General features: G+C 38.6%; 45 protein-coding genes, 1 tRNA gene and 1 other annotated feature. Of the genes, 41 read left to right on the top strand and 5 right to left on the bottom strand.

Annotation, left to right across the window (positions count from 1 at the left end; genetic code table 11):
- Positions 1–297: 297 nt before the first annotated feature.
- A complete protein-coding gene (locus HMPREF2918_RS06610; RefSeq protein WP_070594949.1) occupies positions 298–732 on the bottom strand; it encodes a DUF6556 family protein in 435 nt (144 codons plus the stop codon).
- A 192-nt stretch (positions 733–924) separates the two neighbouring features.
- Between HMPREF2918_RS06610 and HMPREF2918_RS06605 the strand changes: the two genes are divergently transcribed.
- The 6 genes from HMPREF2918_RS06605 (at position 925) to rpmA (ending at position 5,146) form a co-directional block, all read left to right on the top strand.
- A complete protein-coding gene (locus HMPREF2918_RS06605; RefSeq protein WP_070594948.1) occupies positions 925–2,067 on the top strand; it encodes a cysteine desulfurase family protein in 1,143 nt (380 codons plus the stop codon).
- Between the two features lie 18 nt (positions 2,068–2,085).
- Positions 2,086–3,306, top strand: coding sequence for a tRNA uracil 4-sulfurtransferase ThiI (gene thiI / locus HMPREF2918_RS06600; protein WP_070594947.1), 1,221 nt, complete (start codon positions 2,086–2,088; stop codon positions 3,304–3,306).
- A 52-nt stretch (positions 3,307–3,358) separates the two neighbouring features.
- Complete coding sequence (locus HMPREF2918_RS06595; protein ID WP_070594946.1) at positions 3,359–3,901, top strand: membrane lipoprotein lipid attachment site-containing protein; 543 nt, start codon at positions 3,359–3,361, stop codon at positions 3,899–3,901.
- A 137-nt stretch (positions 3,902–4,038) separates the two neighbouring features.
- Positions 4,039–4,126: a sequence feature (ribosomal protein L21 leader region), on the top strand.
- Between the two features lie 34 nt (positions 4,127–4,160).
- Positions 4,161–4,475, top strand: a complete 315-nt coding sequence (gene rplU / locus HMPREF2918_RS06590; protein ID WP_003007734.1) for a 50S ribosomal protein L21 — start codon at positions 4,161–4,163, stop codon at positions 4,473–4,475.
- 15 nt (positions 4,476–4,490) lie between these two features.
- Entirely contained in the window at positions 4,491–4,835 is a 345-nt protein-coding gene (locus HMPREF2918_RS06585; protein ID WP_003002581.1) for a ribosomal-processing cysteine protease Prp, read from the top strand.
- A 17-nt stretch (positions 4,836–4,852) separates the two neighbouring features.
- The gene (rpmA, locus tag HMPREF2918_RS06580; protein WP_003002805.1) at positions 4,853–5,146 is read left to right on the top strand and encodes a 50S ribosomal protein L27; all 294 of its coding nucleotides are present in this window, start codon (positions 4,853–4,855) and stop codon (positions 5,144–5,146) included.
- Positions 5,147–5,232: 86 nt separating this feature from the next.
- On the opposite strand, the gene HMPREF2918_RS06575 is transcribed toward rpmA, so the two are convergent.
- From HMPREF2918_RS06575 to HMPREF2918_RS06560, 4 genes are all read right to left on the bottom strand, one after another.
- The gene (locus tag HMPREF2918_RS06575) at positions 5,233–6,336 is read right to left on the bottom strand and encodes a site-specific integrase (protein WP_070594945.1); all 1,104 of its coding nucleotides are present in this window, start codon (positions 6,334–6,336) and stop codon (positions 5,233–5,235) included.
- Between the two features lie 122 nt (positions 6,337–6,458).
- Positions 6,459–6,953: a hypothetical protein gene (locus tag HMPREF2918_RS06570; RefSeq protein ID WP_070594944.1), complete on the bottom strand. Its 495-nt coding sequence runs from the start codon at positions 6,951–6,953 to the stop codon at positions 6,459–6,461.
- Between the two features lie 13 nt (positions 6,954–6,966).
- Positions 6,967–7,347, bottom strand: a complete 381-nt coding sequence (locus HMPREF2918_RS06565) for an ImmA/IrrE family metallo-endopeptidase (protein ID WP_070594943.1) — start codon at positions 7,345–7,347, stop codon at positions 6,967–6,969.
- A gap of 11 nt (positions 7,348–7,358) precedes the next feature.
- Positions 7,359–7,703 carry a helix-turn-helix domain-containing protein gene (locus HMPREF2918_RS06560; protein ID WP_070594942.1) on the bottom strand — a complete coding sequence of 115 codons (345 nt, stop codon included), beginning with the start codon at positions 7,701–7,703 and terminating at the stop codon, positions 7,359–7,361.
- Positions 7,704–7,978: 275 nt separating this feature from the next.
- Here HMPREF2918_RS06560 and HMPREF2918_RS06555 point away from each other — a divergent pair, with 275 nt between their 5' ends.
- The 35 genes from HMPREF2918_RS06555 to HMPREF2918_RS06400 all read left to right on the top strand — a co-directional run bounded on the left by HMPREF2918_RS06555 (position 7,979) and on the right by HMPREF2918_RS06400 (position 24,585).
- Complete coding sequence (locus tag HMPREF2918_RS06555; RefSeq protein WP_070594941.1) at positions 7,979–8,164, top strand: helix-turn-helix domain-containing protein; 186 nt, start codon at positions 7,979–7,981, stop codon at positions 8,162–8,164.
- 1 nt (position 8,165) lies between these two features.
- On the top strand, positions 8,166–8,765 hold the full coding sequence (locus HMPREF2918_RS06550; RefSeq protein WP_070594940.1) for a BRO family protein: 600 nt from the start codon (positions 8,166–8,168) through the stop codon (positions 8,763–8,765).
- A 71-nt stretch (positions 8,766–8,836) separates the two neighbouring features.
- On the top strand, positions 8,837–9,103 hold the full coding sequence (locus tag HMPREF2918_RS06545) for a helix-turn-helix domain-containing protein (protein WP_070594939.1): 267 nt from the start codon (positions 8,837–8,839) through the stop codon (positions 9,101–9,103).
- A 22-nt stretch (positions 9,104–9,125) separates the two neighbouring features.
- Positions 9,126–9,455, top strand: a complete 330-nt coding sequence (locus HMPREF2918_RS06540; protein WP_070594938.1) for a hypothetical protein — start codon at positions 9,126–9,128, stop codon at positions 9,453–9,455.
- Positions 9,456–9,468: 13 nt separating this feature from the next.
- Positions 9,469–9,636 carry a hypothetical protein gene (locus tag HMPREF2918_RS11380; RefSeq protein ID WP_176745992.1) on the top strand — a complete coding sequence of 56 codons (168 nt, stop codon included), beginning with the start codon at positions 9,469–9,471 and terminating at the stop codon, positions 9,634–9,636.
- Positions 9,633–9,911: a hypothetical protein gene (locus tag HMPREF2918_RS06535; RefSeq protein WP_070594937.1), complete on the top strand. Its 279-nt coding sequence runs from the start codon at positions 9,633–9,635 to the stop codon at positions 9,909–9,911. Before HMPREF2918_RS11380 ends, HMPREF2918_RS06535 begins: the two co-directional genes overlap by 4 nt.
- Positions 9,898–10,107, top strand: a complete 210-nt coding sequence (locus HMPREF2918_RS06530) for a hypothetical protein (RefSeq protein WP_070594936.1) — start codon at positions 9,898–9,900, stop codon at positions 10,105–10,107. Before HMPREF2918_RS06535 ends, HMPREF2918_RS06530 begins: the two co-directional genes overlap by 14 nt.
- Positions 10,104–10,403: a DUF3310 domain-containing protein gene (locus tag HMPREF2918_RS06525; protein ID WP_256263201.1), complete on the top strand. Its 300-nt coding sequence runs from the start codon at positions 10,104–10,106 to the stop codon at positions 10,401–10,403. The genes HMPREF2918_RS06530 and HMPREF2918_RS06525 overlap by 4 nt, the downstream gene beginning before the upstream one ends.
- Positions 10,396–10,809 carry a single-stranded DNA-binding protein gene (ssb, locus tag HMPREF2918_RS06520; RefSeq protein WP_070594935.1) on the top strand — a complete coding sequence of 138 codons (414 nt, stop codon included), beginning with the start codon at positions 10,396–10,398 and terminating at the stop codon, positions 10,807–10,809. The genes HMPREF2918_RS06525 and ssb overlap by 8 nt, the downstream gene beginning before the upstream one ends.
- 14 nt (positions 10,810–10,823) lie before the next feature.
- Positions 10,824–11,723, top strand: a complete 900-nt coding sequence (locus HMPREF2918_RS06515) for a phage replisome organizer N-terminal domain-containing protein (RefSeq protein WP_070594934.1) — start codon at positions 10,824–10,826, stop codon at positions 11,721–11,723.
- Positions 11,723–11,917: a hypothetical protein gene (locus tag HMPREF2918_RS06510; RefSeq protein WP_070594933.1), complete on the top strand. Its 195-nt coding sequence runs from the start codon at positions 11,723–11,725 to the stop codon at positions 11,915–11,917. The genes HMPREF2918_RS06515 and HMPREF2918_RS06510 overlap by 1 nt, the downstream gene beginning before the upstream one ends.
- A 16-nt stretch (positions 11,918–11,933) precedes the next feature.
- Entirely contained in the window at positions 11,934–12,323 is a 390-nt protein-coding gene (locus tag HMPREF2918_RS06505; RefSeq protein ID WP_070594932.1) for a helix-turn-helix domain-containing protein, read from the top strand.
- A gap of 12 nt (positions 12,324–12,335) precedes the next feature.
- Complete coding sequence (locus HMPREF2918_RS06500) at positions 12,336–12,839, top strand: MazG-like family protein (protein WP_070594931.1); 504 nt, start codon at positions 12,336–12,338, stop codon at positions 12,837–12,839.
- A 21-nt stretch (positions 12,840–12,860) separates the two neighbouring features.
- The gene (locus HMPREF2918_RS06495; RefSeq protein ID WP_070594930.1) at positions 12,861–13,307 is read left to right on the top strand and encodes a hypothetical protein; all 447 of its coding nucleotides are present in this window, start codon (positions 12,861–12,863) and stop codon (positions 13,305–13,307) included.
- Positions 13,308–13,337: 30 nt separating this feature from the next.
- Positions 13,338–13,769 (top strand): class I SAM-dependent methyltransferase, encoded by a 432-nt coding sequence (locus HMPREF2918_RS06490; protein ID WP_141751590.1) that lies wholly within the window; start codon positions 13,338–13,340, stop codon positions 13,767–13,769.
- Positions 13,769–13,924, top strand: coding sequence for a hypothetical protein (locus HMPREF2918_RS11375; RefSeq protein WP_176745991.1), 156 nt, complete (start codon positions 13,769–13,771; stop codon positions 13,922–13,924). The genes HMPREF2918_RS06490 and HMPREF2918_RS11375 overlap by 1 nt, the downstream gene beginning before the upstream one ends.
- Before the next feature lie 106 nt (positions 13,925–14,030).
- The gene (locus HMPREF2918_RS11370; RefSeq protein ID WP_176745990.1) at positions 14,031–14,204 is read left to right on the top strand and encodes a hypothetical protein; all 174 of its coding nucleotides are present in this window, start codon (positions 14,031–14,033) and stop codon (positions 14,202–14,204) included.
- Positions 14,201–14,605, top strand: coding sequence for a transcriptional regulator (locus tag HMPREF2918_RS06485; protein WP_070594929.1), 405 nt, complete (start codon positions 14,201–14,203; stop codon positions 14,603–14,605). The genes HMPREF2918_RS11370 and HMPREF2918_RS06485 overlap by 4 nt, the downstream gene beginning before the upstream one ends.
- Positions 14,606–14,704: 99 nt before the next feature.
- Positions 14,705–14,777 (top strand) — tRNA-OTHER (locus HMPREF2918_RS06480).
- A gap of 42 nt (positions 14,778–14,819) precedes the next feature.
- Positions 14,820–15,362: a site-specific integrase gene (locus tag HMPREF2918_RS06475; protein ID WP_049483908.1), complete on the top strand. Its 543-nt coding sequence runs from the start codon at positions 14,820–14,822 to the stop codon at positions 15,360–15,362.
- A 139-nt stretch (positions 15,363–15,501) separates the two neighbouring features.
- Positions 15,502–16,056, top strand: a complete 555-nt coding sequence (locus HMPREF2918_RS06470) for a DUF1642 domain-containing protein (protein WP_083307801.1) — start codon at positions 15,502–15,504, stop codon at positions 16,054–16,056.
- A complete protein-coding gene (locus HMPREF2918_RS06465) occupies positions 16,053–16,526 on the top strand; it encodes a YopX family protein (protein ID WP_070594928.1) in 474 nt (157 codons plus the stop codon). Before HMPREF2918_RS06470 ends, HMPREF2918_RS06465 begins: the two co-directional genes overlap by 4 nt.
- Positions 16,523–16,717, top strand: a complete 195-nt coding sequence (locus HMPREF2918_RS06460; RefSeq protein WP_083307800.1) for a hypothetical protein — start codon at positions 16,523–16,525, stop codon at positions 16,715–16,717. Before HMPREF2918_RS06465 ends, HMPREF2918_RS06460 begins: the two co-directional genes overlap by 4 nt.
- A gap of 123 nt (positions 16,718–16,840) precedes the next feature.
- Positions 16,841–17,173: an endonuclease gene (locus HMPREF2918_RS06455; RefSeq protein ID WP_070594927.1), complete on the top strand. Its 333-nt coding sequence runs from the start codon at positions 16,841–16,843 to the stop codon at positions 17,171–17,173.
- Positions 17,174–17,345: 172 nt separating this feature from the next.
- Positions 17,346–17,738, top strand: a complete 393-nt coding sequence (locus HMPREF2918_RS06450; protein ID WP_049483858.1) for a P27 family phage terminase small subunit — start codon at positions 17,346–17,348, stop codon at positions 17,736–17,738.
- On the top strand, positions 17,731–19,461 hold the full coding sequence (locus HMPREF2918_RS06445; RefSeq protein ID WP_070594926.1) for a terminase large subunit: 1,731 nt from the start codon (positions 17,731–17,733) through the stop codon (positions 19,459–19,461). The genes HMPREF2918_RS06450 and HMPREF2918_RS06445 overlap by 8 nt, the downstream gene beginning before the upstream one ends.
- Before the next feature lie 20 nt (positions 19,462–19,481).
- Positions 19,482–20,684, top strand: coding sequence for a phage portal protein (locus HMPREF2918_RS06440; protein WP_070594925.1), 1,203 nt, complete (start codon positions 19,482–19,484; stop codon positions 20,682–20,684).
- Positions 20,671–21,249, top strand: coding sequence for an HK97 family phage prohead protease (locus HMPREF2918_RS06435; RefSeq protein ID WP_070594924.1), 579 nt, complete (start codon positions 20,671–20,673; stop codon positions 21,247–21,249). Before HMPREF2918_RS06440 ends, HMPREF2918_RS06435 begins: the two co-directional genes overlap by 14 nt.
- A complete protein-coding gene (locus tag HMPREF2918_RS06430) occupies positions 21,246–22,418 on the top strand; it encodes a phage major capsid protein (RefSeq protein ID WP_070594923.1) in 1,173 nt (390 codons plus the stop codon). Before HMPREF2918_RS06435 ends, HMPREF2918_RS06430 begins: the two co-directional genes overlap by 4 nt.
- Positions 22,419–22,429: 11 nt before the next feature.
- Positions 22,430–22,768: a hypothetical protein gene (locus HMPREF2918_RS06425; RefSeq protein WP_070594922.1), complete on the top strand. Its 339-nt coding sequence runs from the start codon at positions 22,430–22,432 to the stop codon at positions 22,766–22,768.
- A gap of 1 nt (position 22,769) precedes the next feature.
- On the top strand, positions 22,770–23,036 hold the full coding sequence (locus HMPREF2918_RS06420) for a phage head-tail connector protein (protein ID WP_070594921.1): 267 nt from the start codon (positions 22,770–22,772) through the stop codon (positions 23,034–23,036).
- Position 23,037: 1 nt separating this feature from the next.
- Positions 23,038–23,337 carry a phage head closure protein gene (locus HMPREF2918_RS06415; protein ID WP_070594920.1) on the top strand — a complete coding sequence of 100 codons (300 nt, stop codon included), beginning with the start codon at positions 23,038–23,040 and terminating at the stop codon, positions 23,335–23,337.
- Positions 23,334–23,681 carry an HK97 gp10 family phage protein gene (locus HMPREF2918_RS06410; protein ID WP_070594919.1) on the top strand — a complete coding sequence of 116 codons (348 nt, stop codon included), beginning with the start codon at positions 23,334–23,336 and terminating at the stop codon, positions 23,679–23,681. Before HMPREF2918_RS06415 ends, HMPREF2918_RS06410 begins: the two co-directional genes overlap by 4 nt.
- On the top strand, positions 23,678–24,001 hold the full coding sequence (locus tag HMPREF2918_RS06405) for a hypothetical protein (protein WP_070594918.1): 324 nt from the start codon (positions 23,678–23,680) through the stop codon (positions 23,999–24,001). The genes HMPREF2918_RS06410 and HMPREF2918_RS06405 overlap by 4 nt, the downstream gene beginning before the upstream one ends.
- An 11-nt stretch (positions 24,002–24,012) precedes the next feature.
- Positions 24,013–24,585: a major tail protein gene (locus HMPREF2918_RS06400; protein ID WP_070594917.1), complete on the top strand. Its 573-nt coding sequence runs from the start codon at positions 24,013–24,015 to the stop codon at positions 24,583–24,585.
- The last annotated feature ends 11 nt before the right edge of the window (positions 24,586–24,596 follow it).

The raw sequence follows: 24,596 nt of genomic DNA, 5'->3' as shown, positions 1-24,596 counted from the left end.
GCTTACAACTCCCGAATATTATATGAATGTTTATGGACGTATAAATCATATTGAAGAATCGGGTTGGGGAGTAGATATCCCAATTAATGAGGACAATACATTGAATCTAGATGAGATGTATATAGGATCCGACATTGATATAGGGGGGAGATTACTTGAGTAATTGGATCAAATCTAGGAAGAGCGTTCAAAGCTCAAGTGGGAGTACGACAATGAGATAGATGCTTTCTATATAAATCAGAAAAAGCTGGCATCGAAAGCCAAAAAAAAATCAGTAAGGTTGTCCTTACTGATTTTTTAGTTGGTTCTAGATGATGCTGTATCTGCGCCACTGTCTGTTGCTGTGGAACCTTGGTCTTGTGCGGCAGACGAGCTAGATTCAGTAGCAGATGAGCTATCGGTTTCTTTTTGTGAACTTGTTTCTGTATTGCTTGAATCGGTTTGCGTATTGGTGTTAGTATCTGTATTGGTAGCGCTTGAGTCAGATCCCTTATCATGAACCACGACGACGCTGGTGCTACTAGAGGGTTTGTCTTCTGTCTTTTGATTATCTTTATTGAGCAGGCTCATGATGGTAAAGGAAGTGACGATAATCCCTAGGAGACTGGCAATCGTAGCTACAACGGTTTGAAATACGGACAAACCTTGTTTGACTTTCTCACCACGAGATGGCCTTGTATCTGCTTTTTCCTCAGGTTTTTGGTTTTTGTTACTTCTTGAATATTGTGACATGTTCATTCTCTTTCTATCAAAAATTGTTTTTTAACACTTTCCTATTATAAGTCATTTTCTGAAAAATGTCTAAAAAGAACTGAATTTTATAGAGTGATTTTGCCGCATCTCTCTTTATCAAATCCTTGTCCCAAGCGGTTAGAAATGATAAAATAGAAGTTACGTAAAAAGAAAGTGATGGATGCGTAGGACATGATCTATTTTGACAATTCAGCAACGACCAAACCCTATCCAGAGGCCCTTGCGACCTATACAGAAGTAGCGACTCGGATCTGGGGCAACCCTTCTAGTTTGCACAATCTAGGTAGTCAAGCTACTCGTATTTTGGAAGCTTCTCGGAAACAAATTGCGGAGCTAATTGGCAAGAAAGCTGAGGAAATTTACTTCACGTCTGGTGGAACAGAAGGGGACAACTGGATCCTAAAGGGTGTCGCCTTTGAGAAAGCTCCTTATGGCAAGCATATCATTGTCTCTGACATCGAGCATCCCGCTATCAAGGAATCGGCTGCTTGGTTAAAGACGCAGGGATTCGAAGTGGATTACGCTCCAGTGGATGCGCGTGGCTTTGTCAAGGTGGATGCCTTGGCTAGTCTTCTCCGTCCAGATACGACTTTGGTTTCTGTCATGGCCGTCAACAATGAGATTGGCTCCATCCAGCCCATCCATGACATCGCGGCTCTCCTAGAAGATCGTCCAACTATTAGTTTTCATGTCGATGCGGTTCAAGCTTTGGCAAAGGTAGCAACAGAAGTTTATCTACCAGAGCGCGTGGACTTTGCGACCTTCTCTAGTCACAAATTCCATGGACTTCGCGGAGTCGGCTTTGTCTACATCAAAGAAGGCAAAAAGATCACCCCTCTCTTAACCGGAGGTGGTCAAGAAAAAGAAATGCGCTCGACAACTGAGAATGTGGCAGGCATTGCAGCAACAGCAAAAGCCCTACGCTTAGCCATGGAAAACCAAGAAGCTTTTGCCAGCAAGACCCAGCAGATGAAAGAAGTCATCCGCAAAGAATTGTCCAACTATCCAGATGTCACTATCTTTTCTGGTGAGGATCACTTTGCGCCTCACATCTTGACTTTCGGGATCAAGGGAGTTCGTGGAGAAGTAGTGGTCCATGCCTTTGAAGAGTTTGATATTTACATCTCGACCACTAGTGCCTGTTCGTCCAAAGCAGGTAAGCCAGCTGGAACCTTGATTGCCATGGGAGTGGACAAGAGTATCGCACAGACAGCAGTTCGCCTCAGTCTCGATATTGAAAATGACATGAGCCAAGTCGAGCAATTCTTGACCAAGTTCAAACTGATTTACGAGCAAACACGAAAAGTACGTTAATTTTAGAAGGAAATCAACATGACCTTAACCTATTCAGAAATTATGATTCGCTATGGAGAGCTTTCTACTAAAGGAAAGAACCGTATGCGTTTTATCAATAAACTTCGCAATAATATCCAAGATGTTTTATCTATCTATCCAGCTGTCAAAGTGACAGCCGACCGTGATCGAGCGCATGCTTATCTGCACGGGACGGATTATGAGCCAGTAGCAGAATCCCTCAAGCAGGTTTTTGGAATCCAAAATTTTTCACCCGTATACAAGATTGAAAAATCTGTTCCGGCCTTAAAAGCGGCTGTGCAAGAGATTATGAAGGAGATTTACAAGGACGGCTTGACCTTTAAAATCTCAAGTAAACGCAGTGACCATACCTTTGAACTCGATAGTCGCGAGCTCAACCAAACCTTGGGAGGTGCGGTCTTTGAAGCGATCCCAACCATCCAAGCTCAGATGAAAAAACCAGATATCAACTTGCAAGTTGAAATTCGAGAAGAAGCAGCCTATATTTCTTATGAAACCATTAAGGGAGCTGGTGGCCTTCCTGTTGGTACATCTGGCAAGGGCATGCTCATGCTTTCTGGTGGGATCGACTCTCCAGTAGCTGGTTACCTAGCCTTGAAGCGTGGAGTGGATATCGAGGCGGTCCACTTTGCTAGCCCACCTTATACCAGCCCAGGAGCTCTTAAAAAAGCCCATGATTTAACACGGAAGTTGACTAAGTTTGGCGGCAATATCCAATTTATCGAGGTTCCCTTCACAGAGATCCAAGAGGAAATCAAGGCTAAAGCGCCAGAAGCTTACCTAATGACCCTGACTCGTCGCTTTATGATGCGCATTACAGACCGCATTCGCGAGGTTCGCGGTGGTTTGGTGATTATCAATGGTGAAAGCTTGGGACAAGTGGCTAGCCAAACCTTAGAGAGTATGCAGGCCATCAATGCAGTGACTAATACGCCGGTTATTCGTCCGGTAGTGACCATGGACAAATTGGAAATCATCGATATTGCCCAAGCCATTGATACCTTTGAAATTTCTATCCAGCCATTCGAAGACTGTTGTACCATCTTTGCGCCAGACCGTCCAAAGACGAATCCAAAACTCAAAAATGCGGAGCAGTATGAGCAACGGATGGATGTGGAAGATTTGGTTGAGCGTGCGGTAGCAGGCATCATCGTAACAGAGATCACACCAAAAGTAGAAAAAGACGAGGTTGATGACCTGATTGAGGATTTGCTATAGGAGAGACTGGGCGTATCCAGCCTCTTTTTCTAACCAACTTAAAGGAGACAAGATGAAAAAAATTATCGTATTAATGACAAGTTTGCTTCTGTTGACAGGCTGTGTCAAAGTATCATTTACTGGCCCGAAAAAAGAAGAAAAGACCAGCCAGTCAACCAGTAGTAAAAAAGAACCGCTCACATTTGTCAGAGCCGACCAGTACAAAGATCAGGACAACGAAGTCTTGGAAGCATCTGAGAAATTTATCAAGGAACATCCAACGCTTGGAGAACCTGGAAAATTATTTGTCTTTTTCCCAGGCTATACCTTTGGAAATGAGGAAAATCGCTTCGCCTTGTTCTTTATCGTGAATCGTACCACCACAACCATCGATCGTGATGGATCCTTTGTTCTGAATTTGGAATATGATGGGGAGCCACTATTCAAAGATGTCACAGTTGACTATGAAGTGAGCGAATCTGGTGTATTGAAACCCAATACGGCTGCAGCCATTCCTATCAAAATCACCAAGGAACAAGAAGAAAAAATGAAGAGCATGAACGATTCTTCAAAAGCAAAAATGAGTTTCAATGACTTTAAATTTAAGGATAAGTAGATGAAAGCCGGTTTTGAATGCGATCTTAAACTACAAGATACAAAAAATAGATTTTTCAAAGAAAATTCGCTTTCAAAGCGCAAAAATACTTGTCTTTGTCTGATAGAAGTGATATACTAAGAGAGTTGACTATGCACATGCCTGTGCAACCGCTCGAACATCGTCGCTCATTTCCATGAGAGTAAGTGGTTCGTCCCACGATGCTAGGCGAGTCTTCACAAAAATACGGGGAAACCCAAAAATACATAGGAGGTGCATAATGAGCACATACGCAATCATTAAAACTGGCGGAAAACAAGTTAAAGTTGAAGTTGGTCAAGCAGTCTACGTTGAAAAATTGAACGTTGAAGCTGGTCAAGAAGTTACATTTAACGAAGTTGTTCTTGTTGGTGGTGAAAACACTGTTGTCGGAACTCCACTTGTTTCAGGAGCTACTGTTGTTGGAACTGTTGAAAAACAAGGAAAACAAAAGAAAGTTGTTACTTACAAGTACAAACCTAAAAAAGGTAGCCACCGTAAACAAGGTCACCGTCAACCTTACACTAAAGTTGTCATCAACGCTATCAACGCTTAATTTTTAGGAGAACACATGATACAAGCAGTCTTTGAACGAGCCGAAGATGGCGAGCTGAGGAGTGCAGAAATCACTGGGCACGCTGGAAGCGGTGAATACGGCTTTGATGTCGTGTGTGCATCGGTTTCGACTCTAGCCATTAACTTTGTCAACTCTGTTGAGAAGTTTGCAGGCTACGAACCGGATCTAGAATTAAACGAAGAAGAAGGTGGCTTCCTTCGGGTCACAATCCCGACAGATATTCCACCACATCAAAGAGAAATGACCCAACTATTCTTTGAATCATTTTTCTTAGGGATGGCAAACTTATCGGAGAACTCTTCAGAGTTCGTCCAAACAAGAGTTATCACAGAAAACTAACATGGAGGAAAACAATTATGTTGAAATTGAATCTTGCTAACTTGCAACTTTTCGCCCACAAAAAAGGTGGAGGTTCTACATCAAACGGACGTGATTCACAAGCAAAACGTCTTGGAGCTAAAGCAGCTGATGGACAAACTGTAACAGGTGGATCTATCCTTTACCGTCAACGCGGTACTCACATCTACCCAGGTGTGAACGTTGGACGTGGTGGAGACGATACTTTGTTCGCAAAAGTTGAAGGCGTAGTACGCTTCGAACGTAAAGGTCGCGATAAAAAACAAGTTTCTGTTTACCCAATCGCAAAATAATTGCTTTAAATAGCATAAAATAAGGCTTTCCGATATATTCGGAGAGCCTGTTTTTTTGTTTTGATACCCACGGTGATACCCATATTCTAAAAACCAATGTAGGAAGCAAATTTGTCAGCAACTTCATTTTTTGCTTTTTGGGTAACGTGAGCATATATGTCCATTGTTGTTTGTATATTTTCATGTCCTAGTCGTTCCTGGACCTCTTTGATCGTTGCTCCAGCCTCAAACAGTAGGGAGCAATGTGTATGTCTGAATCCATGAGGAGTGATACGCTTGAAATCAGGATACCTTCTCCAAACTCGATTCAGCAAGTTATTGACATGTACAATACTTTTAGGGCTGCCTGATTCATTTTTAAATAATAAGCCTTTTGTACTGAATTTGTGCCAATCTTTCAAAATATCAATAGTCTTTGGATCCAGCGATATTGTTCGCTGGCTTTTTTTCGTTTTTGGAGTTTGAAATATGATTTTATTGTTTTCTCCCTTGGCTAGTGTTTGATTAACTTTTAGTTGTCCGCTCTCTAAATCAATATCGGTCCATCTTAATGCACCAACCTCATTCTTCCTCATTCCTGTGAAAGCCAACAGACGGAAGAAAGTGAGCATTTCTATGTCATCAAGCTTCTGGACCATTTCGAAAAAAGTTTTCAGTTCTTCTTTATTATAGAATTGTTCAAGCTCTTCCTTATCTTTCTTTTTTCTTTTTGGTTTTAGAGTCTTTCTCATTGGATTGCTATCAATCAATTCCATAGATATTGCATAATCAAATATCTGATTAGCAATGCTGATGATCCCAAAAAATCTCTTATAGTCCTCAGCCCATTTATTGACCTGAGCTTGGCACATGGATAGAGTAATTTTATTTATGGGCTTATCTCCAAAATGAGGGACAATAAGTCTATCTGCTTTGTCAATTTGGCTAACATAGGTAGATTCTTTAACTGTATTTCTATAATGCTCTTTCCACGTTTCATATACCTGTTTGAAAGTAGTAGTTGTATTTCTGGTTCTAAATGTTTTCTTCTCATAATCAGCCAAACACTTAGCTTCAGCAAGTCTAGCTTCACGTTCGGTTTTAAAACCACGCCTAAGAGTTACAATCTTCTTTCCAGTTAAAGGATCAATTCCATGATAGGCTTTAAAATAGTAAGCGAAACCATCACCTTTTTTATATTTTTTGATCATTGATTTTTACCTCATTTCTTGTTAAAATGGGTATAGTAAAGAGGGCTTTTTAATGCCATTCTTTCTATACAGCACATCCTCACATTTTAGCTTGCAGGCGATTGTGGGGATTTTTTGCTTACTTAATTATTAAGTATCTTCATCTTGCCACTATGCTCTTGTGCAATTGTTGTTTTATCTGCATCTGAAACTTTAACTATTAATTCTGGGTTATCTTTATTTAGGTTAACTTCATAGTTATTTTCTGCCGCCCATTTTTTAAACAGCTCATTTTTTTGTTTAAGAAATGAATTAGCAAGATAGATTTTACGACTTGCGCTTTCAGCGCTCCACGATTCTCCAACACGGACAGAAACAGCAGTAGCATTTCCACCTGTAACAAATTCGATTTTATCACCATTGTCCAAGACTTCCGCATTTTCTCGCAGATAAACAGCAAACTCTTCACCAAGCTTATCTGTCATTTTAAAAGTGTTGTTTTTAATAGTAGCAGACTTTTCTGCACTACTTGTGGTTTTTGATTTTGGTTTAGTTAGAGAGCTTATACCGCCAATAACAACCAAAATAATAAATATTATAAACCAAACTTGTTTATAAAAAGGCTTACTTTTTTTCATTAGATCCTCCTATTTAACTAATTAGTGAATTAAACTCATCTTTAACCATCGTTTCATTTGCGATAGTCTTCAGACTGTATTTTTCCATAAAATGAAGATAATTAAAATCCCTAATATCATCCATTAGCTTTAATTCTTCTTCAAGCAAATGATGAATCATGCTTCTGTCAGCTTGTAATTCGCAAAGCTCCCTATTCAGCTCATACTGAATAGGAGTATGTTCTTTATGCCCTAATTCATGAAGAGCTACTTGTTTTTGATCTTCTACTGACAAATTAATGTCTAGTGCTAGAACATTCAACGTAGGATTGAAGAAGCCAGGGCTGTGCCAGTTGCTTCCATCAAAGTAGCAGAGATTCACACCTTCCTTGGCACAAAGCTCTTGTACTGTCATATAATGTACCTCTATTTATTTTTTAAATGAGCCTCAAGAACAGCAGTGATGAAATCAATATCTTCTTCTGTAAGTGGTTTTCCATCAAACAGCATGGATTGAGCCGCAATATCACGCAGATCCAATGGCGCAGAAGCATCACCATTGTTTGCGATATTCGGGTTATTAGTTCTTCCCAATAAGTAGTCTGTAGAGACATTGAAATAATCAGCAACTTTTTCTATTTTGTCACCGCTAGGCATAGAGCTTCCCCATTTCCTTAAACTACCATTGCTGAAATCTAGTTTTCTTTCTAGTTCAGCCATAGTCATCTGATGAGTAGCTGCTAACAACTTGATTCTATCAAGTAGACTCATTTTTTCCTCCTTTTTTTAAAAAAAACTTACAAAAATGTAAAATTTTCTATTTTATCTGTTGACAAGAGGAAAATTTTCTATTATACTATTCTTGTAAGTTAATTTCAAAGCTATAAATAAGTTTTAAACATATCAACGTGGTCCGCCAAGACAGTAGATATCAAAACCTATTTAATAGTGTTCTTTTCTATACCCTAATAGTAGAATGTTTTCTATTATTTGTCAATAAAAAAAGATAATTTTCTTATAAAATTTTCCAAAGAAAGGAGAAAAAGATGCTATATGACAAAATTAAAAAAATAGCAAAAGAAAACAATATTTCTATTTATCGAATAGAAAGAGATCTGGACCTTAGCAATGGAAGCATCAGAAAATGGAATTCGAGCATTCCGCTTTCCCAAACATTGAATAAGGTCGCTAAATATCTTGGTGTCTCAATCAGCGACTTGATGGAGGAATAAAATGAATGAGATTTTTAATTTTCACGGGCAAGAAGTCCGTACTATGACAATTGATGATGAACCTTGGTTTGTCGGGAAGGATGTAGCAGATATTCTAGGATATGCTAAACCTCTGGATGCAATTTCTCGGCACGTTGATGAAGATGACTCCGTGAAATACGGACTCACCGACAATCTAGGGCGAACACAAAATACTATCATTATTAACGAATCCGGTCTTTACTCTCTTATCTTATCCAGTAAATTACCTCAAGCAAAAGAATTTAAACGATGGGTAACATCAGAAGTTCTTCCAGCTATTCGCAGACAAGGCGGATTCATTCGAGAAGACTTAGATGAGGATGCCTTCATCGCTCTCTTTACTGGACAAAAGAAACTGCGTGAGCAACAGGCTAGCATGATTGAAGATATCGACTATCTCAAGAATGAACAACCAATTCATCCAAGCTATGCTCAGTCGCTATTGAAGAAGCGCAAGATCAGTCGCTATGACTTACTGCCAAAAAAATTCGCAGAAGCAGCACTTGCCTATTGGATGACTTGGGAACCAAGCACCAACACTAAAATGAAAATCATGGAATTGAATGCGTACAACGCATAAAAAGCACCTAACAGAAGTCAGGCGCTCAACAAAAGAAACTACTTAAATTATATCACAAATTGGAGTTAGCAATGAATATTCTAAGTGAAGAATTTGAAAACGGAATAAGAACAGTGGTCCGAACTCAATTTAAAGAATCTTTCACTGAATTCTTAGACCAGGAGATAGCAGAAAAGCGTTGGCTGTCACTAGAAAGTGCAGCACACTATGCGGATTGTAGTTCAAATACCATCAGAAAATGGATCAAGATGGGATTGAATCTTTACAAAATAGATGGAACGAAACGAATTGATAAGAATGAATTAGATCAATTTATTCAAAACAATATCGTTATTTAGATAAATATAAGAGGTTTAAATAATGACGAAAATTAATATTACTTTAGATGATCAAAATGAATTAAATGAAATCTTGAACGAAGTTTCAAAAAAAGCCAAGGAATTGCAAGAAGTAATTACTCGGCTAGAACAATTTGAAATTAAAATTTCAGTTTCTCCACAACAAAAACAATATAGAAAGGTCATCGGTCTTGAGATGGATTTTGAAGATAAAATTATAGAATTGTCTGACTGGCTAATTGAACAATCAGAGACTTATAGAGAAGCTTTAATCAAACTAGAAAAGCTTACTAAAGATATAGCTCATGAAATAATTTTAAGAGCTATAGAACAAAAGAAAAATAAAGAATAGAGAGGATTTTGAAATGGATCCAATTAAAAAATTATTGAAAATGATGGATTGGCAAGATGCCAACCGTCCGCTGAAAGTAGAAGAAAAAGCAGAATTGATGAAACTGTCAGATAACGAATTTGAAGATAAACTTCATCAAATGGCTCTGAATTTTAAGAATGATGGGGTGATTAGAGTATGAGCTTAAAACAATTAAAACTTACTGTTTTATCACTTACAACACTATTTTTATTATTTGCAGGCGCAACAATAAAAATCATATACGATCAAGAACAACACATCAAGGATCTAGACAATGCTGTCCAAATGAATTTTGAAAGTACAGGTCATTGGGCCGAAAGTATCGAAAAAATCAAAGAGACCAATAAGGCTCAAGATGTGATGATTAACAAATTCAACTGGGAACTGTTCCCACAAAAAGAAACAAAAGAGGTAGAAGAAAATGACAACAATTGAAATTATTTTAGCAGTAGCTTTTGTAACATACATTTTACTTTCAGGATTTGCAATCTTTGTGATGCGTGAAGTAATCATTCGCCAAAAAGCCAAAATGCAGCATTACAAATCAGCAAAATATCAGCGTGAAATGTGGAATAAGAGAATGTCAGAAATTCATCAAAAAAGAACAGTGAAAGGAATGTCTGAACTATGAACGACAATGTAAAAAATCCAAAACATTACCAAGGCCGGAATGGCATAGAAGCAATTGATGTTCATCGCAATTTCATGAATGATGAACAGTTAACAGGATATCATTTGGGTAATACCCTAAAATACCTCCTTCGCTATCGCAAAAAAAATGGGATTGAGGATTTGGAGAAAGCAAAGGTTCACATGGATTGGTTGATTGAGAAAGAGAAGGCTATAATGCTTCAGCTAGAGGCATCGAAAAAGGTAGAAGAGGCATTGTCAAAGACAGATGCATTGATTGGAGGCAAAAATGATTAATAATGTTGTACTTATCGGGCGTTTAACTCGTGATGTAGAACTACATCGAACACCTCAAGATCAAGCGGTTGGACAATTCACACTTGCTGTAAATCGAAATTTTAAAAATCAAGATGGTGGATATGATGCAGATTTTATCAATTGCGTGATTTGGCGAAAATTAGCGGAAAACTTCGCAAGCTGGATCAAGAAAGGAAATCTGGTAGCAATCACTGGCCATATCCAAACCCGTAATTATGAGAATCAGCAAGGTCAACGTGTCTATGTCACTGAAGTTGTTATTGATAGTTTCAGAAGCTTAGAAAAGCGTGACAATTCAGCCAACCGGAACTCTATGGATGAGCAAATACCTCCTTCATTTGAGAGTAATCAAATGAATATCCCTGATGATGGTTTACCATTCTAGAATGGAGGAATGAAATGTCAGATAATAAGAAATACTACTATCTGAGAGTGAAAGAAAATTTTTATGACAGTGATGAAATGATTATTTTGGAAAGCATGCCAGATGGTTTTCTATACTCTAACATTTTGATCAAACTCTATCTGAGGTCATTGAAAAACAATGGTAAGTTGATGTTCAATGATCGAATCCCATTCAATTCTGAAATGCTTTCAAAAATAACAAGGCATCCTGTGGCAGTAGTAGAAAAAGCTGTCAGCATTTTCAAGGAAATGAACCTGATTGATGTTTTGGATAATGGTGCCATTTTTATGCTAGATATTGAATCATTTATTGGGAAATCGAATACAGAAGCTGATAGAAAGCGTGACTATCGCAGAAGAATTGAAAAGGAAAAACAAAAATTATTGTCGGGACATTTGTCCGGACAAATGTCGGACGAACATCCACCAGAGTTAGAGATAGAGATAGAGAAAGAAATAGAGATAGATATAGAGAAAGATTTAGAGAAAAATACGCTCAAAATCATCGTAGATGAATATCAGTCTCGTATTTCACCAATTGATAGAATCCAATTTGAAACTTTAAAAGAAGTCATCACTCTGGATGGTATGGAACCAGATGTAGTTTTAAAAGCTATCAGTTTAGCCGCTGACAATGGTAAAAGAAATTTCAGCTATATTAGAGCTATTTTACAAAATTGGAAAAATGATGGATTATTATCAATTGCAGCAGTAAACGAACGAGAACGGAAGTTTCAGGAAAGTAAAACAAAAGGACAACCAACAAAGCAACAATCAAATGTTCCAGAATGGTCAAAACCAAATTACACCAATCAAACAAGTGATCAAGAGAAAAAAGCTTTGGAGGAAGCGAAAAATAAAATGCTACAGAAATTAGAAAAGGATGGTAAGTAATGTTTATTTTAAAACATGGATCAAAACAAGCAAAACCATTTATAAAATCTGTAGTGGTTGGGGCAACTGGCTTAGATGTTTCATTTTCTGATGAAACTAAAGCCATGAAGTTCGTATCTCGTGGGGTTGCTATACAGGTAGGAAATGCTTTAAGAAAGTCATTCGGTACATTCTATCCAGTAGAAATTGAATAAGGAGTTGTAATGTATCATGGCAGGCTACACCAAAAATCAGATAGAACATTTTAAAGAGCAACTCAGGCTCTTAATGAAAAGCCGTAACTTAACAGCTAGAAAATTATCCGAAGAAATAGGCTACTCAATGAATACAATAAGCAGTCTATTAACTGGCAAAATAAAAGTACACGAACATTACATACAACTGATTTGCCAATATTTTCAAATCAGAGAGAACTCTCTCATGGGTGATGCGGATGAGTTGGCTGATTATAAGCTCTATGAAAACGGGCGCTATTTATGTACTGGTTCATTAAAGAAATTAAGCAAAATCACAGGGAAAGATAAATTGCTATTGAAATTCTATGCAGATCTAAATAGAAGAGGCAAAGAAACTGGTAATTTAAAACTCATAAAAAAATAGAAAGAGGTAAAAATGGAAAATTTAATTTTAAACAAAGTAAAAAAATGGTTTATTGATCGAGATCTAGAAAACGGGGGCCGGCTAGATAAGCAGTCATTGAAATTAAGTGAGGAATTTGGTGAGTTATGTGCAGGATTCTTGAAAAAGAATGAAGCACTAACAAAAGACAGCATTGGTGATTGTGCTGTAGTAGTTGTAGGTTTAGCATTGCTGATCAAAGAGGATGTACAGAGCATTTTTGAAGAGGCTAATAACATTAGACGAAAAGAAGCAATGGACTGTTTCAAATTGCTAAATGCTAACATTTCAGAGTTTCAGCTATCTCAAGATTTAGCAATTAAAAAAATGTGTCGTCATAACCTTGTGCGCATTATTGCTTACTTGGAATCAATCAGCAATATTTTGGGTTATGAATTTCTAGAATGTTTCACTGTGGCCTATAACGAAATCAAAGATCGAAAAGGAAAATGGATTGATGGCTCATTCGTAAAAGAAGAGGATTTGCCGAATATATAAAAAACAAGGAGGAAAAAGATAATGCCAAATTGGGCCGAAGGATCTCTTAAATTAAGAGGAAAAAGCGAAAATATTGCATCAGCATTGAAAGAAATGCTATTAAACGACACTGTGACACTAGAAGATAAATGGGATGGCGAACTACTTACATTCAACAGCACAGCTTCCTATTTTTACATCAATGGAACAAGACTAGCGTTTTTTGATAAAAAGCAAATAGAAGTTTGGCTTGAAGAAGAATTTTGTACCGTTGAACTGGATAATTTCAACCAAGCATGGAGTGCTATTCCAGAAAATTATCAAGAAATTTCAAGTAAGTTTGATGTTGATATTAAAATTTTTACATTTGAGTGTGGCATGGGATTCACACAGGAAATTGAAATTTCAAAAGGTGAAATTATCAAAAATATTTGTTATGAATACGATGATTATCAATGGGAAGTCCCGTTTAGCAATTTGGGAGGATAAAATGACAGAAGAAGTTAAATTACTTGACGCATGTTTTGGTTCGACAAAAACGAGAGTCATACAACTTTCATGGACATCAGAAAAGAAAAGTTTGAAATACATGGTAAAAAAGTTCACGTAGATCCTGATGTTATCGGTGATTTTCGTGATATGCCATTTGAAAATAATACTTTTAATTTGGTTGTTTTTGATCCACCTCATTTGAAATGGGCTGGACCTAATTCGATAATGAAAGCCCAATATGGCCAACTTGATAAAGAAACTTGGTCTGAAGATTTGGCTAAAGGTTTTGAAGAGTGCATGCGGGTTTTAAAAACAGGGGGAACGTTAATTTTCAAGTGGTCAGATTGCCAGGTAAATGTAAAAGAAATACTTGAGGTCATTCCATTTAAACCCTTGTTTGGGCAACGAAGAGGAACAACTCACTGGATGACGTTCGTAAAATTTGAGGAGGTAGATTAATGGGATTTATTGGTTGGTTAACTTTATTATTAATAGCTTTGAAATTGTTAGGTTTAATCTCTTGGAGCTGGTTCTATGTCTTTCTGCCTGCAATAGCTGATCTAGTAATTTCTGTTCTGATTTTAGTAGTAGCTAAAATGATATGGGATAAGTAGGATTTGTTATGGAATTTCAAAATTTTATTTATTTGCTGTTAGCTTTTGCTTGGTTCGCTGGCTTCCTGTGGGCCTTTAGTGTAGTATTCAAAAGCAGGAGAAAGAAATGAAGATGTATGTTGTAAGAAAGTATCACGGTCATGCAAGCTGGATTGATCCTAAGCATTTAGCTGAATATACTGAAGCCGAATTTGAAACAAGACATGAAGCACTTGCTCACTGTGAGAAATTAAAAGGCAAGGGGATAGTTGAAATCTATCAAAGAGAGGTTATTGAATGAAAAAATTAAACAACAGAGAATTGTTTAACCTTGATCAAGAATTATTCAATTTTCGTGGAATTGACCGGGCAATCTGGACACGCAAAGCAGAATTGATGGCAAAGAACGGTGATGATCTAGTTGGTGGTGGTAAGTCTGGCATCAGCAAGCCTACAGAAAACACAGTGATGAAATTCGCTACTGATGTGACTCTGAAGAATCTTGAGCTGTTCAAAGAGACTGTTGAATCCTTCAAGAAGCAACTGACAGGAGAACAGCTTGATATTTTCTATCTAAGATGGGGACAAGCAAATCTTGATTGGGAAGAAATTGCAGAAAAGCAATTTGTCAGCAACGCTACGATTTACAGGAAGCGTGCCGGGATCTTGGAAACCTACGCAAGGATGAAAGGTGTACTCTAAATTGAGAATATAAGTTATTGTATTCTCACATAAAATAAAATACTATAATCTTGTTCATGATAATCACATCATGGATGAGAGGGCCTCCTAATAGTGGTTAGGGAGTTAGCTCAAACGGTTAGAGCATGCTGGCGGAAAACAGCAGATGCAGGTTCGATTCCTGTACTCCCAATTCCTTATGAAAATCAATTTTAATATAGAGAGGGGGAAGCGTATGGAAGAGGTCTCACCCATAAAGGACACAGATGACATTCAAGCCATGAAGGACTACCTGAGAGAGTGGAATGAAATGTATTACATGCTATTTATCACTGGTCTCAATACAGGCTTGCGTGTTGGTGACATCCTCACACTCAAAGTCAAAGATGTTCAGGGATGGCACATCAAGCTACGAGAAAGAAAGACTGGCAAACAGATTTCTCGTAGAATGACGAAAGAGCTGAAGCGAGAAATGAGGAAGTATGTTGAAGGGAAGCCATTCCATCATTTCTTATTCAAGAGCAGGCAAGGAGGAAACAAGGCCATCACTCGTGAACGAGCCTACCAGATCATCCATGAAGCTGCTGAGGAATTGGGCATTGACAATGTGGGAACCCACACAATGCGCAAAACGTTTGGATATAAATACTATAACAAGACAAAGGATGTAGGCACACTACAGAAGATGTTCAATCATTCATCTCCAGCAATAACACTGAGATACATTGGAATTGAACAAGCTGAATTAGATGATGCCTTGAGAAACTTTGTTATTTAATTTTTATAATTTTGAGATTAACATAATGAGTTAAGCATAAGCTAAGAAAAGAGAAACGAATGGAAGCCATATTCTAAAAGGATTTCAGAAACAAGGCGAGCTTAACAAAATATAAGATATGTGAAAGTGAGGGGTAAATATGACTCTAAAAGATGCAATCTTAAAAGTAAAAGTTCTTGATAGAACTGAACTAGATGAAAGATTAATGAGATCAACTGTCAAATTGGAAAATGATCTCACAGTAGCAATCCCGAATAGTTTGATTCATTTTGAAAAGAAAGTGGCTATACCTCAGATCATAGCTGATTGGATTGAGTATTTTAAAAACCGTGGGGGAACGCTTTATGGAAGCACTAACCCTTTCACATGCTATGGACAGGCTATAATTAAAGATTTTGAGGGTGACCATGAAGAGGTTTTGAGGTGGATCCGTGACAATAGTGATACATATGCCAGAGCTTGGCTTGACAGCTACACGATTGAAGAAGAAAAGCGATATTATGTAAGGTTTAAATTCATTGAAGATTCATATAGTTACTTAACCTTGATTAAGCACCTTAACGCTTGGATGTTATCGTCGATAAAACTAGACAAGAAATTTCGTACAGAACACACCAGAAAACAACTCGAAGACGCCGAATTCGGATGGGTGTTTAATTGTCCCGGAATTGAAGTTGAGGAGGTAGAAGAATGAAGCTGAAGTTTAGAGGGCTATCTGCTGAGCCAAATGAGGAAGATAACTGGAAATATGGATATTTGATTGAAGATGGAAGAGAAGCATTTATTATCAATCAAGTTATAGAGGCGAATGAACAATACATAACTATTGGCTCTTGGGATCTAGTAAGACCAGACACAGTAAGTCAATCAACAGGTTCGGTTGATAAAAAAGGTAAGGAAATTTATGAAGGGGATGTCCTTCAAATTGATTCCATCAAAGCTATTGTCCGCTTCGGGAAGTATCGCTACTATGAAGAAAAGGAAGTACTCTCTGGAAATGGTTTCTATCTTGAATGTCTAAATGTCATGGACCCAGATTGTATTTCACCTTATGAACCAGATGTATTGGATAAAGCTGAAATCATTGGGAACATTTTCGAGAACCCAACACTAGAATATCATTTTATAGGATTGAGACTGAAGGAAGTTGAGGAAAAGAAATGAACAACAGTATGACGATAAAGGAATATATAGATATTCCATTACTAAAAAGTGCAGTAAATGAATTGAACAAGGACATCAAGAATAATCCGGGTTTGAAATATGAGATTGTAGGATATTCAATTTGTAAAGATGAAACATTCAGCTCAACCGTTTCAGGAATCCTTGTGCGATGGGAAGGAACACAATTATAAAAAAGATGAGAAAATAAGCTCTTGTTTTCTCACTTAAAATAAAATATTATGATAGCATAGCTTTCAAGTATGAGAGGGACAGCCAATCAGTTTGGTCTGTCCTTTTTGTGTGAGGAGGATTAAATGTATAACAAAATTGTCAGACCTTCTTTGAAGACAAAGAAGTGGGAGAAGTTCAGAGATAAGATCTTAAGAAAATATAATTATCTATGTCAAGAGAGTTTGAGATATGGAATATCAGAACCGGCTGAAATGGTTCATCATATTTTTCCAGTATCAGAATATCCTGAATTAGAATTCCAAGAATGGAATTGTCTGCCGCTTACCAACAAACGACACAATACTTTTCACGACAGAACTAATGATAAAGTTATTGGTCAAGGAATTTTCTGGCAAAAGAAACGAAAAAAGGAATTTTTAAATTTTTACAAAAATCAAAAAAACGAAATTTTGTAAAAATCATATTTTTCAAATTTTCATTTTTTTGATTTTTTCGAATATCCCCCCCCATCGAAAAAAATTTTTTTCGATCGTCTGGGAACCGGTGAAGGGAACTTTTTCCAAGTCGGGACCGCTCAGACAAAAAGGGGATAAAAACTAAAGGGATTTCAGGAAGGAGGCCTAGTTTTTGGCAAAACCAGTCACAGCCAAGTCAATCAAGTCAAAAGTCATCAAACAGATGAAAGAGCTTGGGACTTATCGCAAAGAATTTGACATGATCATTGACATCTTTTCAGGAATGCTATTTCAATATCAGAAACTTGCTCAAGACTATGCTGATATGGGCTACCCTGTCACAGATGTCTATGTGAACAAGGCAGGAGCTGAGAATGAACGCAAGGTCCCCATCCTGACAGCGATGGAAATTCTAAGAAAAGACATACTCAGCTATTCCAATCAATTGATGATGAACCCTAAATCACTTGGTGAAGTGGTAGAGCAAGACAATGGATCAGTTCTTACTGAGGTTCTGAAATTTAAAGACCAGATCAAAAAGAAACGGGTGAAGTCTGATGGGTAACGTGGAGAAAGCTAAAAAATACGCTCAACACGTTCTGGACCATCAGGAAGAGCATTGTGAAGAAAACATTTTGGCTGCATCACGCTTTCTGAGAGATTTAGACAATCCAGAATTTGAGATGGATGAAGACATGGTTGATTTTGTCGTTCATTTCATTGAACATACAATTGTCCATCAGCAGGGTGATGATATGTTTGCGGTCTCTATCCGTAACAAGCCATTGATCTTGCAACCGTGGCAACATTTTGTTGTCGTGAATCTCTTTGGATTCTATATCAAGGGAACAAATGAGAGACGCTTCAAAGAAGCCTTGATCATGCTTGCCAGAAAGAATGGCAAAACTTCCTTCACGGCTGCAATCGCTCTGGCCTATCAGATTCTTGATACAGATAGCGGTTCAAAATGCTATATTGTAGCCAATTCTGTCAAGCAAGCCTTGGAAGCCTTTGGATTCTTGAGGTTCAATGTTGAGCGATGGAATGACAAGAACATCCGTATCAAAGATAACAACCAAGAACACTCAATCACTGCCAATTTTGGCGAGGAGGGTTCATTCTTTATCCAAGCACTGGCCAATGATGAAAGCAGGCTTGACTCTCTCAATGGGAATGTCATCATCCTAGATGAAGCCCACACCATGAGAAATTCCAAGAAATACGGTCTTATGAAGAAAACAATGTCAGCATACCGGAACAGTATGCTTTTTGTTATATCAACAGCCGGGGACATTCCAACAGGCTTCCTTGCTAACCGTCTGAAATACTGTCAGAAAGTCCTGAAAGAGTTGGTCAAAGATGATTCATTCTTCATCTTCATCTGCAAAGCCAATCAGGCAACAGATGGAGATGTGGGAGACTACTTGGATGAGAATGTGTTGAAGATGGCTAATCCGTCATGGGGTGTGACTGTATCGCTCAAGGCCCTCAAGGAAGAAGCAGAACAGGCCTTGAATGATCCACAGACCAGGAATGAGTTCTTCAATAAGACACTGAATGTCTTCACCAACTCAATGAACGCTTATTTCAATCCTGATGAGTTCATTGCTAGTGATGACTGTTATGACTGGACAATTGAGGAGCTTGCAAGGCTTCCTATTCGCTGGTATGGAGGAGCTGACCTTTCAAGACTGCATGACTTGACCGCTGCTGCTCTCTATGGTGTATATAACGATGGTGAAAAAGATGTTGACATCTGTATCACACACGCTTTCTTTCCTCGTGTAAACGCTCAAAAGAAAGCCAATGATGATGGCATCCCACTATTTGGGTGGCAATCAGATGGATGGCTGACCATGAGCAACACCCCAACCGTTCTCTATGATGACATTGTTAAATGGTTCATAGAAATGCGACAGAAAGGCTTCAAAATTGCTGCTGTCGGTATGGATAGGAAATTTGGTAGAGAGTTTATGCTAAAAATGAAGCAGGCTAAATTCAAAATGATTGACCAGCCTCAGCTATTCTATTTGAAATCAGAGGGATTCAGAAGAATTGAATTGAAAGTGAAGAATAAAGAATTTTATTATGTGCATTCGGACGCTTATGAGTATTGTGTCAGCAATGTCAGAGCCATCGAGAAAGTGGATGATGCTGTCCAGTATGAGAAGTTAGACGGGGATGGCGGTACAGCAAGAATTGACTTGTTCGATGCGAGCGTTTTTGCTTGTATACAGGCACTTGCTAACCTTGGTAAGAATAAGAATGTGATGGCTTACTTTGATTAGATAGAAAGGAGGTGAGAAATATGGGAATCTTTGACAAATTATTCAAGCGTGGCAAGTCGCAGACGATGTTCACAAGCTTTGGGAATTCAGATCTTGGCATCATGTATGACGGTGATGGCTATATTCCACTGGCAAGAAATCCAGATGTGATCATGGCTGTCAATAAAATTGCTGATATGGTTTCAAACATGACGATCCAGCTCATGGAGAATACAGAATCCGGTGATGTACGAATCAAGGATGGGTTAGCCCGTAAGATCGACATCAATCCTTGCGATCACATGACAAGAAAATCATGGATCTTCAAGATTGTAAGGGACTTGCTCCTGTTTGGTGATGGGAATTCTGTGCTACATGTGGAATATGATCCAATGACTGACTATATCAGCAATCTAAGACCATTCCCAATGTCAGAAGTGTCGTTCAAAAGTAATGATCTGGCATACATGATCCATTTCAGGGACACTGATTTCAATCCAGATGAAGTGGTCCACTTTGCCATCAATCCAGATCCAGACCGGCCTTATATTGGGACCGGTTTTAGATTTGCTTTGAAAGATATTGTTCGCAATTTGAACATGGCTACACAGACCAAGAAAGGCTTCATGAATGGAAAAAACATTCCAAGCCTTATTATCAAGGTAGATTCATCAAGTGAGGAACTTGGAACAGTGGAAGGCCGGGAAAAAATTGCTAAGAAATATCTGACAACAAGCCAATCCGGTGAACCTTGGATCGTTCCAGAAGCTTTGCTGGAAGTGGAACAAGTGAAGCCATTAAGTTTGAATGACATCGCTTTGAATGAGTCAGTAGAAATTGATAAGAAGACAGTAGCTGGAATGTTAGGAGTTCCGGCTTTTGTGTTAGGTGTGGGAGATTTTAACAAAGAAGAATACAACAACTTTGTAAACACTACCATCATGAGCATCGCAACAACGATCACTCAGACGCTCACAAGAGACCTACTGACTTCAACCACACGCTACTTCAAATTCAATCCACGTTCACTGTATTCTTACGACATTACAGAGCTTTCAACGGTTGCTCAACAAATGACAAACAGCGCTGCAATGCGTAGAAACGAGTGGAGAGATTGGGTGGGTATGACTCCGGATCCTGAAATGGATGAAATTATTGTTCTCGAAAACTACCTTCCACAAGGGGAGTTAGGCAATCAGAACAAACTAAATAAGGAAGGAGGAAATGCCAATGAAGAAACGTAATTCATACATCGCTACTCAATTCGAGACACGAGAAGAACAAGAATCTGGTGACTTGATCTTGAGTGGCTACTTCATCCGGTTTGATGAAGAAACTGAGCTGTGGCCAGGCTATTTTGAAGTGATCAAACGTGCAGGAGTGGAAGAAGCAATCAAGAATGCTGACATCCGTGCATTATTCAATCATGATCATAACCTAGTTTTAGGACGCACAGGGAACAGCACAGTGAGTCTCAAAGTTGATGACAAAGGCCTTTATGGTGACATTATCATCAACAGGAATGATCCTGACGCTATGGGAGCCTATGCCCGTGTGCAGCGTGGGGATATTGTTGGATGCAGTTTTGGATTTATGCCAATCAAGGTGGACACTATTGAGCGTGAAGATGGTTCTTATCTTGATACCGTGTTAGAACTTGAAATCTTTGAGGTCAGCCCTTGCACGTTCCCAGCATATCCACAGACTGAAATTGCTGCACGGAAGAAAGACTTTGAATGTCTGAAACGTGCCAATATTGAAGCGTTAAATGAACGCAAAATGAAAATTAAGGAGAAATACAATCTATGAACAAAGCATTGATCTTGGGCGCACGTATGCGCACTAAAGCAAGCAAGGTTGTTGAATTGGAAGAAGCAATCACAGAATTGAAAGACCGTTCTGCAATCGAAGCGGAAAAATTGGACCGTGCTGAAACGGAAGAAGAAGTTTCAACGGTTGAGAAGAGCCTTGAAGACATCCAAAAAGAATTGGAAGAAAAACAAGCAGAAAAAGCAAAACTTGAAGAAGAAATTGAAGAACTTCAAAAACAAGTTGATGAACAAAATCGGAAAGCCCCAACTTATCCAGACGGGGAGCAACGTGGAGGAAAGAAATTGGAACAACGTGACGCAATTGCTAAATTCATTCGCACTGGTCAAACTCGTGACATCGTAGGTCTTAAAACAACAGACTCTGGAAGCGCTGCTTTGATCCCAACTGAAGTGTTGAAACCTCACTTCCTTGATAAGCCACGCAATCCACTTTTGGATCTTGTCCAACGTGTTCAAGTAAATAGTGGTTCTGGTAAATATCCAGTTATCAAGAAGACAGACAGCAAAATGGTTTCAACTGATGAATTGAAAGCCAACCCAGAACTTGGAAAACCAAGCATCAGCGAAATTGATTACTCAATCAAGACTTACCGTGGCTACATCCCTGTATCTCAAGAAATGATTGATGATGCAGACTATGACATCATGGCAATCGTAGAAGACGAAGTATTCAACCAAGGCGAAAACACTGAATTGTCATTGCTAACTGCTGTCCTCAAAACAGCAACTCAAGCAGATGCCGCTGGATTTGATGGTATTAAGGACATTTACAACAAGAAACTAAAATCAATCTACAAAGCAAGCATTGTTGTAACTCAATCAATGTTTGCAGCACTTGACAAGGTCAAGGATAAAAATGGGAAATACATGCTTCAACCAGATGTTACATCCCCTACAGGCTATTCTTTCGGTGGTAAAACTATTTATCCAGTGGATGACACTCTCTTTGGCAATGAAGGTGACATGAAGTTCTTTATTGGAGATGTTGCTGAATTCGTTAAATTGTTTGACCGCCTTCAAGTATCAGTTAAATGGGTTAACAATGACATTTATGGTCAATTGCTTGGACTCTTCATCCGTTTGGATGTCAAGAAAGTAGATGAAGCTGCTGGCTTCTTTGGCACATACACTGATGTTGTAGCGTAAGGAGGTATCACATGCCCTATACAGTAATCCGTCCATTCAAGGACATGCGTGATGAAGAACAACATGAATATCAAATTGATGATGTGTTTCCACGCAAAGGCTATGAACCTGATCAAGAGTTTGTTAAAGGACTCTTGACAGGCTTTAATTCAGCAGGTTCAATCTTCATCACTGATGAAGTGGTAAAGAAAGCTACTAAGAAAGCAGAAGAGGCTGCTGAAGAAGTGGAAACAACTACTGAGGAAGTAGAAGAAACTACTGAAGAAGCGAAAGAAGCTACTGAGGAAGCAGAAGAAGCTACTGAAGAGAAACCAAAGCGCAAGAAAGCAACTAAGAAAGAGGAAGAATAGCATGGACACTGGTCAGTTAGTGGAATTACTTAAAATCAAATTAGGAATTGCTTCAAATTTTCGAGATAAAACACTAGAGAAGATTGTCTCAAGCGTCATCAGCGAATTAACAAACAATCTGGGTGTTGAATTGGTTCCAGATCGTGCTGACCATGAAATGTTCATTGTTGACTTTGCTGCTTATCGCTATGAAGGTGGTGTTGATCTACCACGTCACCTTCAATGGCGCTTGCATAATCTGCAAATCTCTTCCAAGAAAGAGGTGTGAGATGTGGAATGATGAAATCACATTGATAGGTTTTAAAATTACAGGTAAGGACAAGCTCAAGCAAGATCTGACTGAGAAAGTAAAGACTACAATTTTTTGTAAAAAGAAATCTATTACACGATCCGAATTTTACCAAGCCAATCAGGCTGGGATCCGGCCAAATCTGATTGTTGACATTCACAGTTTTGAATACAACAATCAGGAGTTTGCTGAATTTGGCGGTAAGGAGTACCGGATTTTGAAAACATATCCAATCAACCTCAACATCCTTGAATTGACTCTAGTGGAGAAAATGACATGAGCCAAGATCTAGCCAGTCAAATCGCTCAAGCATTAGCAGATTATTCCACAGAGGTTGAAGAGAAAGTTGACAAAATAGCAGAAGAAACAGCAGAAGAGACCGTCCAAGAATTGAAAGCGACAAGTCCCAAACGATTTGGGAAGTATGCTAAAACGTGGAAGAAGAAGAAAATGGGGAAAGGTAACTTTGTAGTGCATAACACAAATTACCGTCTCCCTCATTTGCTTGAATTTGGACATATCAAAAGGAACGGGGGACGGGTTTCCGGCATTGTACACATCAAGCCGGCAGAAGATCACGCTATTGAGAATTTTGAAAAGAAATTGAAGGAGCTTGGAAGATGAAGCTGTCAGAGTTTGCAGATATTTTGGAACAGGCTGGCTTGCCAGTCACTTACAAGGCATTCAGGGAAGGAAATGTCCCCACGCTGCCTTACCTTGTCTATTTTGAAAGCTTGCCATCTATCACAGGAACAGACAATCAAGCATCATACATGATCCGTGCTGTCACTGTAGAATTGGCATTTGAACGAAAAGATGAGGAGCTAGAAGAACGATTGGAAGAGCTGTGGAATGACCACAAGCTCTTTTATGATGTTCAAGAAGAGAATTTTATTGAATCAGAAAGACTGTTTGTGAAGTCTTATGAAGTCTATCTATATTGAGGAGGAAAGAAATGACTGAAAACAAAGTTACATTTGGACTTGAAAATGTCCATGTGGCACCAATCCAATCAATCAGTGAAGCAGGAGTGATCACTTATGGTCAAGTATTCCGCTTCCCTGGAGCGATGGAATTGACGCTGGACCCTAAAGGGGATTCAGGATCAGTGAAAGCTGATAACATTGATTATTACTTCGTTAACTCAAATGAGGGATATGAAGGTAAACTCAAAGTTCCAAACATCATTGAAGCCTTTGCCACAAAAATCTTGGGCGACATCAAAGACCCTACAACAGGAGTGGTCACAGAAAAGGCAGATGCGAAGACAACCAACTTTGCCATCATGTTTGAATTCTCTGGTGATGCTAACAAGACACGTCACGTCATGTATTACTGTTCAGCAAGTCGCCCATCTAATGGATCAGCTACCAAGAACGGAACCAACGTGAATGAACGTGAATTGAGCTTCAATTCCAGTCCTCGTCCCGGTGATCAAGTGGTTAAACGTTCCATCACATCAGCGGATGATCAAGAAGTTTATAAGAAATGGTTTGAAAAGGTTTATGAACCTACTCAAACTTTGTAATTAAGGAGGTC

Origin of the sequence: Streptococcus sp. HMSC065C01, from assembly GCF_001813525.1 — a bacterium.
Taxonomy (GTDB): Bacteria; Bacillota; Bacilli; order Lactobacillales; family Streptococcaceae; genus Streptococcus; species Streptococcus parasanguinis_V.
This window is presented reverse-complemented; position numbering and strand designations above follow the sequence as displayed.